Source organism: Brassicibacter thermophilus (assembly GCF_055378355.1).
The window spans coordinates 362,328-378,032 of the sequence record NZ_AP042446.1 but is presented as its reverse complement, the minus strand read 5'-3'; the positions used below and the strand labels follow the sequence as shown (position 1 = coordinate 378,032).

General features: G+C 28.6%; 19 protein-coding genes. 3 read left to right on the top strand and 16 right to left on the bottom strand.

Annotation, left to right across the window (positions count from 1 at the left end; all coding sequences use genetic code 11):
* Nucleotide 1: 1 nt before the first annotated feature.
* The 5 genes from ACZ41D_RS01850 to ACZ41D_RS01830 form a co-directional block, all read right to left on the bottom strand.
* Nucleotides 2-883 carry a hypothetical protein gene (locus ACZ41D_RS01850; protein ID WP_464152221.1) on the bottom strand — a complete coding sequence of 294 codons (882 nt, stop codon included), beginning with the start codon at nt 881-883 and terminating at the stop codon, nt 2-4.
* 285 nt (nt 884-1,168) lie between these two features.
* Nucleotides 1,169-3,073, bottom strand: a complete 1,905-nt coding sequence (locus ACZ41D_RS01845; protein WP_464152220.1) for an oxidoreductase — start codon at nt 3,071-3,073, stop codon at nt 1,169-1,171.
* A gap of 147 nt (nt 3,074-3,220) precedes the next feature.
* Complete coding sequence (locus tag ACZ41D_RS01840) at nt 3,221-3,724, bottom strand: MarR family winged helix-turn-helix transcriptional regulator (protein WP_464152219.1); 504 nt, start codon at nt 3,722-3,724, stop codon at nt 3,221-3,223.
* Between the two features lie 158 nt (nt 3,725-3,882).
* Nucleotides 3,883-4,392 (bottom strand): hypothetical protein, encoded by a 510-nt coding sequence (locus ACZ41D_RS01835; RefSeq protein WP_464152218.1) that lies wholly within the window; start codon nt 4,390-4,392, stop codon nt 3,883-3,885.
* A gap of 109 nt (nt 4,393-4,501) precedes the next feature.
* Nucleotides 4,502-4,936 carry a MarR family winged helix-turn-helix transcriptional regulator gene (locus ACZ41D_RS01830; protein ID WP_464152217.1) on the bottom strand — a complete coding sequence of 145 codons (435 nt, stop codon included), beginning with the start codon at nt 4,934-4,936 and terminating at the stop codon, nt 4,502-4,504.
* A gap of 185 nt (nt 4,937-5,121) precedes the next feature.
* On the opposite strand from ACZ41D_RS01830, the gene ACZ41D_RS01825 reads away from it, so the two are divergent.
* Nucleotides 5,122-6,123, top strand: a complete 1,002-nt coding sequence (locus ACZ41D_RS01825) for a YhdH/YhfP family quinone oxidoreductase (protein ID WP_464152216.1) — start codon at nt 5,122-5,124, stop codon at nt 6,121-6,123.
* Between the two features lie 15 nt (nt 6,124-6,138).
* Nucleotides 6,139-7,014 carry a B12-binding domain-containing radical SAM protein gene (locus ACZ41D_RS01820; protein WP_464152215.1) on the top strand — a complete coding sequence of 292 codons (876 nt, stop codon included), beginning with the start codon at nt 6,139-6,141 and terminating at the stop codon, nt 7,012-7,014.
* Between the two features lie 91 nt (nt 7,015-7,105).
* Here ACZ41D_RS01820 and ACZ41D_RS01815 read toward each other — a convergent pair whose 3' ends face one another.
* The 5 genes from ACZ41D_RS01815 to ACZ41D_RS01795 form a co-directional block, all read right to left on the bottom strand.
* Entirely contained in the window at nt 7,106-8,182 is a 1,077-nt protein-coding gene (locus ACZ41D_RS01815) for an NlpC/P60 family protein (RefSeq protein ID WP_464152214.1), read from the bottom strand.
* Between the two features lie 210 nt (nt 8,183-8,392).
* Nucleotides 8,393-9,196, bottom strand: coding sequence for an MBL fold metallo-hydrolase (locus ACZ41D_RS01810; protein WP_464152213.1), 804 nt, complete (start codon nt 9,194-9,196; stop codon nt 8,393-8,395).
* An 89-nt stretch (nt 9,197-9,285) separates the two neighbouring features.
* The gene (locus ACZ41D_RS01805; RefSeq protein WP_464152212.1) at nt 9,286-10,116 is read right to left on the bottom strand and encodes a phosphoenolpyruvate hydrolase family protein; all 831 of its coding nucleotides are present in this window, start codon (nt 10,114-10,116) and stop codon (nt 9,286-9,288) included.
* A 26-nt stretch (nt 10,117-10,142) separates the two neighbouring features.
* Nucleotides 10,143-10,622 (bottom strand): DUF1097 domain-containing protein, encoded by a 480-nt coding sequence (locus tag ACZ41D_RS01800; protein WP_464152211.1) that lies wholly within the window; start codon nt 10,620-10,622, stop codon nt 10,143-10,145.
* The gene (locus tag ACZ41D_RS01795; protein ID WP_464152210.1) at nt 10,612-11,850 is read right to left on the bottom strand and encodes a Tm-1-like ATP-binding domain-containing protein; all 1,239 of its coding nucleotides are present in this window, start codon (nt 11,848-11,850) and stop codon (nt 10,612-10,614) included. The genes ACZ41D_RS01800 and ACZ41D_RS01795 overlap by 11 nt, the downstream gene beginning before the upstream one ends.
* A gap of 327 nt (nt 11,851-12,177) precedes the next feature.
* On the opposite strand from ACZ41D_RS01795, the gene ACZ41D_RS01790 reads away from it, so the two are divergent.
* Nucleotides 12,178-12,576 (top strand): hypothetical protein, encoded by a 399-nt coding sequence (locus ACZ41D_RS01790; protein ID WP_464152209.1) that lies wholly within the window; start codon nt 12,178-12,180, stop codon nt 12,574-12,576.
* Between the two features lie 365 nt (nt 12,577-12,941).
* Here the strand turns inward: ACZ41D_RS01790 and ACZ41D_RS01785 are convergent, their stop codons facing one another.
* The 6 genes from ACZ41D_RS01785 to ACZ41D_RS01760 all read right to left on the bottom strand — a co-directional run bounded on the left by ACZ41D_RS01785 (nt 12,942) and on the right by ACZ41D_RS01760 (nt 15,658).
* Complete coding sequence (locus ACZ41D_RS01785) at nt 12,942-13,529, bottom strand: hypothetical protein (protein ID WP_464152208.1); 588 nt, start codon at nt 13,527-13,529, stop codon at nt 12,942-12,944.
* Nucleotides 13,526-13,876 (bottom strand): hypothetical protein, encoded by a 351-nt coding sequence (locus ACZ41D_RS01780; protein ID WP_464152207.1) that lies wholly within the window; start codon nt 13,874-13,876, stop codon nt 13,526-13,528. The genes ACZ41D_RS01785 and ACZ41D_RS01780 overlap by 4 nt, the downstream gene beginning before the upstream one ends.
* Complete coding sequence (locus tag ACZ41D_RS01775) at nt 13,873-14,610, bottom strand: hypothetical protein (protein ID WP_464152206.1); 738 nt, start codon at nt 14,608-14,610, stop codon at nt 13,873-13,875. Before ACZ41D_RS01775 ends, ACZ41D_RS01780 begins: the two co-directional genes overlap by 4 nt.
* 397 nt (nt 14,611-15,007) lie before the next feature.
* Nucleotides 15,008-15,148, bottom strand: a complete 141-nt coding sequence (locus tag ACZ41D_RS01770) for a type II toxin-antitoxin system PemK/MazF family toxin (RefSeq protein WP_464152205.1) — start codon at nt 15,146-15,148, stop codon at nt 15,008-15,010.
* Nucleotides 15,141-15,338, bottom strand: a complete 198-nt coding sequence (locus tag ACZ41D_RS01765) for a hypothetical protein (protein ID WP_464152204.1) — start codon at nt 15,336-15,338, stop codon at nt 15,141-15,143. Before ACZ41D_RS01765 ends, ACZ41D_RS01770 begins: the two co-directional genes overlap by 8 nt.
* An 80-nt stretch (nt 15,339-15,418) precedes the next feature.
* The gene (locus ACZ41D_RS01760; protein ID WP_464152203.1) at nt 15,419-15,658 is read right to left on the bottom strand and encodes a hypothetical protein; all 240 of its coding nucleotides are present in this window, start codon (nt 15,656-15,658) and stop codon (nt 15,419-15,421) included.
* Nucleotides 15,659-15,705 lie beyond the last annotated feature (47 nt).

The window sequence follows — 15,705 nt, the reverse complement described above, 5'->3', positions numbered from 1 at the left end:
GCTAAATCTCACCCCTCGATTTTAAATAGTGAAATACACCTTTTATATCAAAATTCTTTGGTATATACTTAATATTATATATACGAGTATATGATATGTTCCCTTCTTTATCTTCATAGTATAATTTAGGCTTTATATCAAAAAACATATATTTATCCTCTGGAGTTTTAACTTTAGCATGTATATCTAATAATTTATCTTTTTTATATTCAATTCCTGAAATCTTTCTATAATCAACATCTCCTACGGAAATATCAAAATAATCCTCTAAATCTTCTAACAAAGGAGATTCAATACTCAATAATTTTATATCTTTATTAATTCTTGCAGTAAAAGTTGATGTCCCTGTATTAGAACTAGAAGTGCTTACAGTTTTTATATCATCTCCATTCCTTACATCTTTAAACAATATTATTCTTCCAAGATTTACATCTATTGTACTTCCATCATTAAATGTTATTTTAGCATTATTAAGCTCTAATTCTTCATATTCTTTTTGTATTTTACTTAAGTCCATGTGAACATATAAAGGTTTAAGAACGTATCTCCCATATATATATCCATTTTGACTATTCTGTGAGTTATTATTGAAAAAAGAAAATCCATTATGATTAAAACCATATGAAACATCGACTTCAATATCAGGTTCTTCTTCAAAATATATATCTGTTATTTTTCTCTTATCTGATATATTTGTTATATAACTAAGTCTAAAGTTATCTACTACAACAGAATTTTGATTGCTTTGAATATATTGTTCAACATACATTTTCAAGAATACAGGATTGTCCAACCTATAAACCAATGCAAATCCTATAGCAAAAATTAATGATGAGGCAACTAATATTAATCCTACTTTCAATATTTTTTTATTTAAATCCAATATAGCACCTCCAGTAAGGTCAAAGTATTTTCTTATTCTATTTATTAGTATATCATTAAACACTATAACAAAACAAATTCATCACTATCATCCTAACATACTTCCCTACAACTTTTTTAGACTTTTTCCCCTAAAAATTCAACTAAAAGTCTAAAATACCGAAGTTAAAAAATTTATAACTTGCAAAATTTTGACCTTGTAGTTGTAGTAATTATGTAATTTCCTCAAATAATTAAGGGAAGTCAAGTTGGCTTCCCTCAATTTGAAGTTATATTTTAATATATTTTATATTTGACTTGAAGCAATAAATCCTTCTTCAATTGCGTCCAATATTCTTCTTGGATTTTTAGCATCTCCAATAACATATACTTCCTTAAATTTATCTTTAATGTCATCAATAATTGTATCATTAGATTTGTATCCTGCTGCAATTATTACATTATCAACTTCTATCTCTTGATCTTCAAGGATAATCACATTTTCTTTTATTTCCTTTACTTTTGCATTTACGTGATGCTTAACTTCATATTCATTTAATATTTTAAATAAATGTCCTACATAAGTAGCACCTATATCTTTTGCTATAGCATCCATCATTTCTATAATATGAACCTTTACTCCCCTATAAGCAAGGAATTTTGCAGTTTCCGTTCCTACAAGTCCACCACCAATTACTGCAGCAGTTTTACCAACCTTAACTTTTCCATTTAAAACATCTTCAGCCATTACCACATTTTTAGAATCTATCCCCTTGATTGGCGGAACTGTTTGTGAAGACCCTGTTGCTACGATTACTGAATCAGGGTTGAATTCTTCGAGATCTTTTGCAGATTTAATTTCTTTTTGAACAAATTTAATATCTAGCTTTAACATTTGATTGTATAGGTATTCCTTCAAAATCATGAAACTTTCTTTTTCTGGTGGAGCAGATAATGTATCCATCTTTCCACCTACTTTGTTATTCTTGTCTATTAAAATAACATTATGCCCTCTTAATTTAGCTACCCTTGCAGCTTCTAGTCCTGCAGGGCCTGCTCCTATTATAACTACATTTTTTACTTTTTCAGCTTTTTCAATTTTCCTATCCTTTTCATGACCTGCTTTCGCATTCGCAAGGCATTGTACTCCTTGTGCTACAAAAACCTTGTCGATACATCCTTGATTACATGCAACACAGTATCTGATATCCTTATATTCCTTATTCTTCATTTTAATTACTAGCTTTTCATCACTTATTAATCCTCTTCCTATAGCAACCATATCAGCTTTATCATTTTCAATTATATCTTCTATTAACTTTGCACTATTTAATCTTCCAGCAACTATAACTGGAATATTAACATCTTTTTTAAGTTTCTCAGAAAATGGTACTATAAATCCTTGCTCTATAAACATAGGTTGAATTGTATATTCTACTGAATCATAACTTCCTGCTGACAAACTTATAGCCTTAGCTCCTGCTTTTTCCACTTCTTTACATATAATCTTAACTTCATCAAAACCTAAACCATCTTCAAGATATTCATCAGCACTTATTCTTATTGTAACAGGTACTTTTTCACCACATGCCTTAATTATATCCTTTAAAACAGCCATTGGGAATCTCATTCTATTTTCAAGGCTTCCACCATATTCATCTGTCCTCTTGTTACTATGTGGTGATAAGAAACTATGAAGCAAATATCCATGGGCAAAGTGAACTTCAATTAAATCAAATCCAGCCTTTACGCTTCTTTCTGCTGCATCTACAAATTTTTTATGCATTTCGTCAATATCTTCTTTAGTCATTTCCCTTGGATTGTTTCCAAGTATTGCACAAGGAATAGCACTAGGTGCAATAGGCTGAATACCTGTTATTGCTTCACTTGCCTGCCTACCAGCATGATAAAGTTGAGCACCTATTTTACCTCCTGCATTATGAATAGCATCAGTTAATCTTTTAAGCCCTGCTATATGACTATCTTCATATAAATTTAACTGTGTAGGAAGTCCACGTCCTTCGGGAGAAACTGCTATAGACCCTGTCATAATAATAGATACTTCATTTTTAGCTCTTTCAACTAAAAAGTCTATAAGCTTATCACTAACTTCTCCACCAATTTTAGCAAGTCCATTTTCCATAGGTGCCATCATAAACCTATTTTTTAGTTCTAAATTTCCTATTTTTATAGGGGTAAAAAGTTTGGACACATTAATTCCTCCTCATCACTCTATTAAAATTATCGAGCAAATTTTATTGACTAGAAAAATATATAGCCCTCATCAATAAAATTCGTCAACGAATTTATTTTGTATTTTCATTTTATATGATTGAGAAATAAATGTCAATATATTTTGTTATATATTTAACATTATTTGAGACGAAACTTGTAAATACTTTTTGAAATCAGTAGAGTCATGATCTTTCATAAGATCATATATCTTTTCTAAAGTCTCCAGGAATTTTTCTATTTCTTCTACATCTAAACTTCTTAGAAGTCCCATAAATTTAACTGCTCTTTCAGTATTTACGCTATCTTCTAGTATTTTTTTCCCTTCCTCTGTTATATATACTCTAATAGTTCTACTATTATCTAAATATCTTTCTTTTCTTACATACCCTTTCTTCTCAAGTCTACTTACAAGTGCAGATGTAGTTGATTTATTCCAAAATGCTACATTGCCAAGTTCATCTAATGTTAAACCGTTGTCAAGATGTAGTATCCAAAGAGCATGTTGTTGTGTGTGTGTCAAACCAACTTCATTTGCAACCTTTTCCCAATCTTTTTGTATAGTCATATAATTTGCTCTCATCAAATTCAAAAATATATTAAAATAATAATTGCCCTTGCTTCTATCCAATTTTACCCCTCCAAAAAAACTATTCCAACCGTTCCATCAGCTTAAATGAATAACCTATAGCTTCAAGCAAATCTAATATCACCTCAATAATTGCTATAAAAATTTTTGTATTTCTACTGTATATCCATTAGGGTCTTGTACAAAAAATGATAACCAAATTAATAATAAACCCATTTAGTTGGAATCAAAAATGTCCACGGAATTGTAATAATTGCAATGGTAAGTGCTACTTTAAATCTTATATGATTATCAGATATTATTTTCTTTAAAGTTATTCTATAATTAAATAAAAATATAAATATCCCTGATACTAACATAGCAAATATTACTATAATAACTGCTAGAGGATTGCTAAACAAGTCATAATTTATTGCTGAAACCAATTCATATGGCATGCCCCAAGAGTCTCCCAAAATTCCAATTAAAAACAAAATTGCTGCCCCAATAATATCCGCCAAAAAACCAAATAACCAAACTTTAGTTATAGTCTTTTTATAAAAAAATTTCATATCATTTTGTATATCTTTCAACTTAAAAACAGAATAACAAAGTAATATCACCAATGAATCAATGATAAAATTACCAGCAAGAGTTATAAATATCACTGGTGGAAAAAACAATAAAAACCAAATAGGGAAAATCACATTATACAATTTTACTTGTTTCACGGTTATTCACCTCCTCCTCCAACACAAGGGACGGTTTTTATGTGTTGGAATTTACTTATTATTTCATTAATTTCTCAGTTTAATAGAATGATTAAACTTTAAAAATTTTCTAATCTAGATCAAAATTATTGTTAAGTTTCTTTAATAGCTTAAGTAATAGTTCTTTTTCTTCTTCAGAAAAACCTTTATATGCTGTTAAATACACTTCATTAGAAATATCATAAAATTTACCTTCTATTTCTCTGCCCTTTTCAGTAATTATAACATAAGTTACCCTTCTATCCTCTTTGCATTTTTCCTTTTTCACATAACCTAATTTTGTTAGCTTGTTGACTAATGGCGTAACAGTAGATTTATCTTTCCCTATTAGTTTGCTTATTGCATTCATACTTAATTTTCCATCATTATCGTACAATGCAGTAAGAATATTTCCATATGCAGGCACAATGTCATTTAACCCTTTTTCTTTTAATTTTTTTTCAATAAATCTAATCATTTTTTTCTTAGTTTTACTTATAAAATACACTATATACTTATCATTCATAATCAAGCTTCATTCCCATGTATAAATTTTTATTATTGAGGAAATAGTATATTCAATTTCCTCACTTATATAATTATAACCTTATATTAACTATCAATCAATTTGGAAAATATAGTTTGACATCAAACTACTTTTTCTTTATAATTAGTTTGTAATCAAACTATATTTATGAAAGGAGTTTTAAAATGATTAATAATACTTTTAAAGCAATGTTAATATGTGAAACAAGTGATAAGAAATTCGAAAGAAAAATAATAAACAAGCAAATTAATGAACTTCCAGAAGGAGATATTTTGATTAATGTAAAATATTCTTCCTTAAACTACAAAGATGCCCTTTCTGCTATAGGAAATAGAGGGGTAACTAAAAATTATCCTCATACTCCAGGAATTGACGCTGCAGGAATTGTAGTAGAAAGTAACAATATAGATTTTAAAGCTGGTGATAAAGTTATTGTAACAGGATATGATTTAGGAATGAATACTTCAGGAGGTTTTGAAGAATATATTAGAGTTCCTGCTGAATGGGTTGTCAAGCTCCCTCAAAACCTTTCTCTTAAAGAAAGTATGGTATATGGTACAGCTGGATTTACTGCTGCACTATCAGTCTATAAATTAGTTAACTCTGGTGTTAAACCTAATGACGGTGATATATTAGTTACAGGTGCTACTGGTGGAGTAGGCAGTATAGCTATTTCAATTTTAAATAAGCTTGGGTATAACGTAATTGCTGCTACAGGAAAATTTCATGAAAAAGAAATGTTATTAGCAACGGGAGCAAAAGATATAGTTGATAGAAAAGAGCTAGATGATGATTCTGGAAAACCTCTTTTAAAAGGTAGATGGGCAGGAGTGATAGACACAGTAGGCGGCAATATGTTAGCTACAGCTATTAAATCAACTAAGTATGGTGGCAGTGTAACATGTTGTGGAAATGTGGCTTCTCATGAATTTTCAACATCAGTTTACCCATTTATCCTACGTGGAGTAACATTATTTGGTATAGATTCTGTTCAATGTCCTAAAAATATTAGACTTGAAATTTGGGATAAATTATCTTCAGATTGGAAACCTAATAATTTATGTGATAATGTGGACGAAGTATCTTTAGAAGGATTAAGCAAAAAAATAGACATGATGTTGGCAGGTAAACATAAAGGTAGAACTATTGTTAATCTTGAATTATAGATTGAGGTGTTATTATTGAGATATGAAGGTACAATCTATCGTCCCCCTAGTGAATTTGATAGTTTAATTATACAAGCAACTATTGGATGTCCCCACAATAAATGCAGCTTTTGCAATATGTATAAAGAACGAAAATTTAGAATCAGACCATTAGAAGATATAATAAAAGATTTAGAATTAGGAAGAGAACATTATGGTGAAAATGTTGAAAAGATTTTCTTTAGCGATGGGAACACCATCTTAATGAAAACAAATGATTTATTAAGGCTTCTTAATTACTGCAATAAACTATTCCCAAATTTAAAAAGAATAACTATGTACGGTTCAGCTCAATACATTAACTTAAAAACTTTAGATGAGTTTGTTAAACTTAAAAAAGCTGGATTATCTCGAATACACTGTGGTATGGAGTCTGGTGATGATGATGTTTTAAGGCTAATGAACAAAGGCTTTTCAAGTGAGGAAATGCTTAAAGCTGGAACTTTAATTAAAAAAGTTAATATTGAATTAAGCTTATACTATATCGTAGGATTAGGTGGTACTGATTTATCTAAAAAGCATGCAGTAAATAGCAGCAAACTAATAAACAAGATAAACCCTGATTTTATTAGATTAAGAACACTTATTCCATTTGAAAATACACCTTTATATAAGCTATTTGTTGAAAATAAATTTAAAGTTTTAAATCCCCATGAAGCTTTAGAGGAAACTAAACTTTTTGTCGAAAATTTAGATAATATAACTAGCTATTTTCTAAGTGATCATATATCAAATTACTGTAATGTTAATGGAAAATTTCCTGAAGATAAAGATAAGATATTAAATAAATTAGATAAAGCATTATCTTTAGATATATCAAGCTTTAGATCCCCTACGTCAGGAGTTCTTTAAAAAAAAAGGATACTAGAAAAGTAACTATATTAATGTTACTTCTTTTAGTATCCTTTTCTTAATATATCATCGAAAGCGTCCCTACGATATATTATGGTAATATTCTTCGGGCAGTATAATAACAATTTGCATAATATCCAGATGTAAGTGTTGATATTTTTACAACATCTCCTGTACTTGGAGCATGTACGAAATTGCCATTACCTATGTATATACCTACATGATTTACATTTGCTCCGTCCTTTGCGAAAAATACTAAATCTCCATATAAAAGATTATCCTTAGATACATATGTGCCTACCTTAGCTTGAGACTTTGACGTTCTCGGTAATGATATTCCCAGCTTACCAAATAATGAATAAACTAAGCCTGAACAATCATAGCTATAAGGCCCTGTTCCTCCCCATTTATATGGTTTACCTAATTCTTGAGATATAAGACTTTTTAATTCCGATTTCAAATCACTTTCTCGCCTAATACTGCCACCTCTTGAAACAATTAATGTATCATTTGGATTCCGTTCGCTTACTAACACTTTCTCATACATTCTTTCTGCTAATACAATTGCCTCCTGTCTAGAGGCTTCTCCTTTAGGATTAAAATTATTATCTGCTAACCCATTTACTATTTCTACACAATATAGATAAGCTACAGCTTGGTAAGCCCATGGTGATATCTCATCTTGATCTGTAAATATATACTCTTGTATTTCAGAATAATCATATCCTGGTTTTGCTGCTTGCAGTGTTCGATAAAGTATTACACTTATTTCTTCTCTGGTTATTATATCATCAGGAGCAAATATCCCAGCTTCCTTACCCTTAATTATCCCTAATTTATTTGCTATAATAATCTCTGTATTCTGTGTGTCTAAAAACGGATTTTCTTCTGGCAATATAGGTTTCTTTTTACTTATAGATTCATACAATTTCACAGCAATTTCACTAAATTCTTCTCTAGTAATACTCTTTTTATACTCTCCTTGAACTCTATCAGGAACAAGCTCATTTTTTATAGCAGCATTAACATCTTCTTTTGCCCAATCACTTGGAATATCTATTTTGTTCTGTAATAAATCTGAATCAGCGTATGTAATATTAGGAATTATAACAATAGCTATCAATAAAGACATAATAGCTAATATAAACTTCCCAGCCCAACTTTTCATTAGTTATCATATCCTTCCTATCCAAGTCGATATAAAATAATTTACATATATCAACTTACTTTTTCTTACTCTTATGATATCATAAAATAAAGTATTTTTTATTTCTTTTTAATTCCATTTAAGTTGTTATATGTATATCGTAGTTTTTCAAATAATTTAAGTTATATTAATTATAAGGATATGAAGTGCTCATATTTATAATAATCTTACTTATTCTAACTCTATCTCATCATAATCTTCAGGAACTAATACTTCCTTTGAGAAGTATTTTTTAGCTTCTTCCGTATATAATTTTTGACGAAAATTATATGTAGTTTCATCTTCAGTATGATATAACAACAATTTTTTTACGTTCAATTTTTCTGCATATAATGATGCTTCTTTTACTGTGTTATGGTGCATTTTGTGAGGATGATAAATATGCTTGTCTTTATCTAAACAGTAAGATTCTAATAGTAGTAAATCTGTATTATTAATATATTTTTCATTTAATTTATTAATAGGCTCATCTCCACAAAAAACAAAATTATGATCTCCATAATCTACCCTAAAACCAAATTGCTTTGCTTTAGTAGAATGAATATCAAAAAAAGTAAATCTCATATTTAGTATTTCTAAACTTTCGTTATCCTCAACAACAATAAACTTTATTCTTTTATTTAACAAATCTATTTCTGATGGCTTTAATACTTCTTTACAAATATTAATAACTTTATGCTTCAACTCATAATGTAAGAATAAATTGAAGTTATTTTCATATTTTCCTTTAATCATTAAACTAGATATATATCTAATAACCCAAATCATTCCAAGGAGATGGTCTGTATGTTGATGGGATAGATAAGCATTATGAAGCTTTGTCCATGAAAGGTCATTCTCTTTAAAAGCTCTTAAGATTGCCGACCCACCCATACCATCAACAAGAAAATATTCATCTTTGTCAATTATTAAAAAGCTTGTATTATTATATTTAGTTGCAAAAGCAGCTCCTGTTCCTAATATTTTTAATTTCAATTTTATCCTCCTTTAAGAATAAGAGGAAATTGCATAATAAGATATTATATTAAATTTGACTATCATTAATTATGCAATTTCCAATGTAATTATCGTTTTATATTTTTAAATGCTTCTGTTTGTGCTTTAATAGATCTTTCTGCTGCAAACCTTTCAATACTTGAAGCCCCAAAGAATCCGTCTATTTCAGGTAAATGAGATATTACATATTTAGCATCCTCAGGTTCAGCAATAGGTCCACCATGGCATATTACAAGAATATCTGGATTAACTGCTTTTCCAGCTTCATAAATATCTTTTATTTTTACTAAACAGTCATCAAGTGATAATACTGTTTTAGCCCCAATTGTGCCTTTAGCTGTTAAACCCATATGAGCAACTAAAATATCTGCTCCGGCTTCTGCCATTTTAGTAGCATCTTCAGCTGAAAATACATAAGGAGTAGTTAACAAATCCAACTTATGTGCTTCCCTTATCATTTCAACTTCTAAATCATATCCCATTCCTGTTTCCTCAAGATTCTTCCTAAAATTACCATCAATCAACCCTACAGTTGGGAAATTTTGAACGCCATTAAACCCTTGGTCTTTTAGTTGTTTTAAAAAGACTGGCATTATTCTAAATGGATCAGTTCCGCACACACCAGCTAATACTGGAGTATGTTTTACTACTGGTAATACTTCGGCCCCCATATCTACAACAATTTGGTTAGCGTCACCATAAGGAAGTAATCCAGCTAAGGAACCTCTTCCAGCCATTCTATAGCGTCCAGAGTTATATATGATTAATATATCAGCACCACCAGCTTCACTTGATTTTGCTGTAATCCCAGTACCAGCTCCTACACCTACTAAAATTTTCCCTTGTTCTCTTTGTTTGCGTAAATCTTCAATAATTTCTTTTCTACTCTTTGTATTCATTAAAGCCCTCCTTATTAATTAATTTATTAACTTCCAAATTTTATACTAGCATAGCCACAGATTAATCCAACTATGTTAGCTAGTGAAAACCAGGCTATTGCAATTAATACATTATATATTTCTCCGTATCCTGGATTATTTATGCTTGGAAAATTGCCTGCATAATATCCTGCAAATAAAATAGAATAAGCATTAAAAGATGCAAGTGAACATGAAAATGTATTTGATTTCAAAGTTAACATTAATAGAAAAACTGTTAAACAGACAACAATTGCCAATACCCAGAAATTATTGTAAATAGCATTTACTACTATACTAACACCGCCTAAAAAGTATCCTATAACCATAGGTGGTATAGCTTGCTTAAATACACTTGGTTTACCACCTAAGACAAAGTACCAAGCCCAGCCAAAAAATATAGCCCAAACTGGAAGATTAATTTTTAAAGCAAAAGTAGTCAGAAATGCTATTCCAGCTACTACAAAATCTAATTTTTTAACTTTCATTGTCCCTTCCTTTCTTTTTTATTAATTCAACTAATCTTTTTGCACAAGCTATTGCAAATTCTTTGTCATTGATTACATTATCCATTTCAACTATATTTACTTTTGGATTTTTTATATTTTTTTTCAAGGTATCAAATAATATTTTATCTTCTTTAGGGCCATAAAATGGCTGCCCTTTACAGTCTATCATTGACACCCCTTTTAATGGTAGGAACAAAGTAGTTTCACTTTTAGCCATGTTTAACTTCTCAGCTATCTTTTCTCCAATTAACTTACACTCTTCAGCAGTAGTTCTCATTAATGTTGTTGTTGGATTATGCTTATAGAATTTTCTACCTTCATATTTTTGGGGCAAAGTGTCGTATGGCCCAAAATTAACCATATCCGTTGCACCAACAGATATAACTGTAGGAACTCCATTTACTGCTGCAGCTTCACATCGATTAGGGCCAGCAGATAAAATTCCTCCTGCTATCTCGTCACACCACTCTGTCGTTGTGATATCTAATACCCCAGTAATCAATCCAGCATTAATTAAAGATTCCATTGTTTTTCCACCTGTGCCAGTACAATGAAAAACTAATACTTCATAACCTTGAGATTCTAAATAATCTTTAGCCATATTAACACATGGAGTAGTTACACCAAACATAGATGCAGTTATTAGTGGTTTATCTTTTTCTGTATTAGCTTTCAAATTTTCTTTTAACTTAACCATTCCCACTATAGACAAAGCCGCGTTTGTAAATATCATTTTTGATATTTTATTTAACCCAGCAACATCTACAATAGAAGGCATCATTATAATGTCACTAGTGCCAATATACATTGAAGTATTTCCTGATGCAACTGTAGATACAATAATTTTAGGTACACCAATAGGTAACGCACGCATTGCTGGTGCAACAAGCGAAGTCCCCCCTGTTCCACCTAAAGAGATTACACCATCAAATTTCCCTTGTTTATAAAACTCTGGTAGAATCTTTTCTAACCCTTTAGATAAAGTATCTACAGCTAACCCTCTATCCTTCTTAGCTGCTATAGCAACAATATCTTTGTTAATAGCATTGCATACTTCAATATTTGAAACATCGGGTTCAAATAATGGTTCAAAAACACCAGCATGAATAGTAAATGTAGAACATCCTAATTCTTCAATTTTGTCTTTTATAAATTTATATTCATGTCCTTTTGAATCGAATGTTCCAACAATTGCAATTGATTTCATATATACCTCCTTATAATAATGTGTCTTACATTAACTTTGTATTGTTATGTGAGTAAAACATGATAGATTACATTATTACTACAGAGTCAAAATTTTACATTTCCCGTAAGTTAAAATTTTTAACTCTAGTTTCAATTTCATTATGTTATTAGATTGTGCTATCTTTATTAGTTTTATTAACAAAATAATTGGGTTAATATTGATTTATATGAAAATTTAAGTAATTTAAAAAAATAAAACCCCATAAACAGAAATTTTTAATAATCTCTGTTTATGGGGTTTATATTATAAACATTATAGTAAATTGCTAAACAAAATAAAGGAAGTTTGGATAGACCACGTGTTAAAGTTATAAATATAATAAAAGATCCTTACGGTTATCAAAAGTATCAATGCCGTAATTGTAAACGTCAATTATCTACAAAGCCTAAATCTAATACTTCACGTAATAGCAAATATCCAAGATGCCCCAAATGTGGCAAAGCATCTTTTATTCATCATGATTATAAGCACTATACAAACTACAGATGCTCAGATAAAAAATGTTATCATTCTTTGTCTAATCTTTCTAGTAAAACTAATTTTAAAAGAATGAAATTTCCTATGTTTGTTATTATTACTGCCCTTAACCTTTATTTTTTAAATAACTCTTCAACAAGAAAAACATCACAATTTCTATATATTACCTATAATATTAAAGTTTCCCATGTGTCAATTGCATCCTGAGTTAAAAAGTTTGCACCTTTGAATGGTAAAAAACATTATCTCTGGTTTATCATTGATTCTGAAACTCGCTTTATTATAATTTTCATCTATCTTTGCCGATGCCAATCATATAAGAGTTGAGTCTTTTGATGATGATGATGATGATATATCAAACAATATAATTAAATCTTTTAATAAGGAATTTAAAGCCTGGTATAAACCAAAGCGAGGTTTTAACTGTTTTGTATGAATATTATATATGGGTTAATTTACATTAACAAATTATGTTTAGATTTAATTGCGATATTTTTTTGAGGTTATTTATGATACGGTTCACCGTATATGACTAAAATGATAAACTTATTATAAAAAAACAGAGTAAATTTTTACTCTGTATCTAAATTACACAATCTATATCTATAATTTTGAACCCCTTTATCTTCAGGTCTCATAAAATAAATTGTTAATTTAATTAAAAATAAATAATATCCATATGTATTCAAAGAAGAATACTTTTTAAATTTACCATTTTTTAAACCTTCAATAACTAACTTTCTAGGAAAACTCATAGATAAACTAAAGTCAACTATTTCATTCTCATATTTTTTATCTGGAAAAAACAAAAAACCATATGTAATATTATTTTTTAATGCTATTATATCTTTTTCAATTTCTTTAATAGGAACAAAAGGGGCTATTAAAATATAATCATCTCTTTCACAATCACAAGTATTTGATAATACTATTCCTTTCATCGTTCTTCCAAATAATTCTCCATTTTCATCTGCAAATATAAATGGTAATTCTCCAATAATATCCCCTTGTCCAAGATAATCAAAAGAATTAAGCAAGAAAAAATTAATTTTCTTGCCCTCTAATTCAAACTGTTTTATAGCATTTTTTACATTTTCCTTTGTATAAGGATTTATTGAAGGAAATAATTCGGTGGCAAAATTTATAAGTTCATTAATCATACCAAATCAAAAATATTCCTTCCTAATGGTTTTGAAATTTTTTTTAGGTGATTCCTATATATTTTATATTCTTCTTTCGTTAAATTCCTCATGCCACCGAACATTTCATATGCTTCTTCAACAAACTTATGCATTTTTTTATTTGGTATAACTTTCGTATTTTCATCTTTTGAATAATCATTATAATATTTATATTTTGTACTCGTATCTTCAGTAAATATTACCTTTTCTACTATAGGTATATTTATATCAGTGTTAGGAACTTCAAGGTTTGATACAGGAGAAATAGATGTTAGCATACTTAATACTATAATTGGTATATTCATCTGTTGACTACTACTAATCATAATTCTAACACCCCTCCTTCTATAACTTTATTAATCTTATTATACAGTAAATCTTTGGTAATCTCAATTATTCTGTTTATAGACGATTGGTTTGTATAATATTGTTTAACATGATTATAAGCATATTTATCATTAACATCTAAAACCACTGATATCCAATGTCTCTTCTTTATAATTTCTGGTTTGATATTTTTATCTTTTTTTATAATTCCTTCATATACTCTTAAATTTGATATATCTATATTAACAAAATATTTATCTTCTAATAAATATGTGAATTTATTGGTAATCCTGTAAGGTTCTACATTAGATTGTAATTTCACAAACTTATCAGTAATTAACTTAATAGGATCATCATACAATTCATCAAACATTATTTTTGTTGTAATTCCACTAAAAATAAACATCCCATCAGAATATTTTGAAAAAATATCAATTACTTTTCTTATTCTTTTGTTCATATATTTAAAACATTCGTCAAAATCTCTATTGAAATTTTCATCAAAGTCTATATTTATTTGCACATTAATTAAAGATATACTAAGTTGGCTATGTCCATGTTTTGATTTTGCTGTAATTCTGGGTATCTCAGGTGGAGCATCATCAGGAATTGGTAATAAATTAAATGGTGATACAAAGTAATCACATAATTCTTCTTCTAATTCTAAAAATTTTCTTCTTATATCTGATAACTTAGGATAAAATAAATTAAAAGTAATTTTTTCTAATTTCATATTTAACACCTTCCACTTATATTATATTTAATAAGTTTATTATAAAAGTATAGAAAATATAATTTTTTATTAATATCTCCATTTTAGTATGTTTATAAACATGTTTTCTAACTATATACTCTTATTCTATAAAATTTTTTATTATTCATACTTTAAAATAATATGAATACTTATGCTACACGTATACTTCTATGAAAATATTAAAAATCCTTTAAATATTAAGTTAAAAATACTCTTACTTATGATACGGTTCACCGTATCAGTTTTACTAGCAAAACTTATTTGGTGGTAGAAATTTTTATCAAAAAATAACAAGATACTCTCCTGTTATTTTATTAGCTCCTTAATTTTGTTCTTTACCTTGTTCATAATATCACTATTAATTTTTCCAAATTTCTTAAGAGATTGCAGACACTATAACATCATCTGTTTTAGAATTATAATCATCTTTCGACAATACAAGAACAGGTCTTTTTTTAGTGGATGTTAAATCAGTAAAAGGTATTGGTATCAGTAATATATCTCCTTGTTTATACATTATTCCATACCTCATCATCTATATCATTATCCCAAAAATCTATGCTGCTCTTGCTAGCTTCTTCTAATTCCTTAAACATATTTCTTTCATTTTTCATTTTTAAATATCCTATAAAATCTATTATTTCATGCATTTGATTCTCCGGAATTTCATCAATAAGTTTTAATAATATTTGTTTAGCTGTGTCCATTCTATCACTACCTTTCAAATAATATAATATATATTTATTATACCATATTATGTATTACATATAATATATATTCAATTTTATCAATTCAAAGCCATTAAAAATATATCATCAGAACCGTCCCCACAATATATTATTTCTATACTATTGTTATAATTTGATAAATAATTAAATAAACTATACTTTGAGTCAAGTGTCATTACCTCTCCTACTTTTGTCATAAAGTCTACAATTTTATCTCCAAACCCATCAGCCCTAGCAGTTACAGGAACTTGCAGTATCATAACTACAACTAGTAAAATACATAACCACCTATTCCTCATATCATCCCTCCATTTATAATAAATTTATACTATACAAGTTTTAAGGT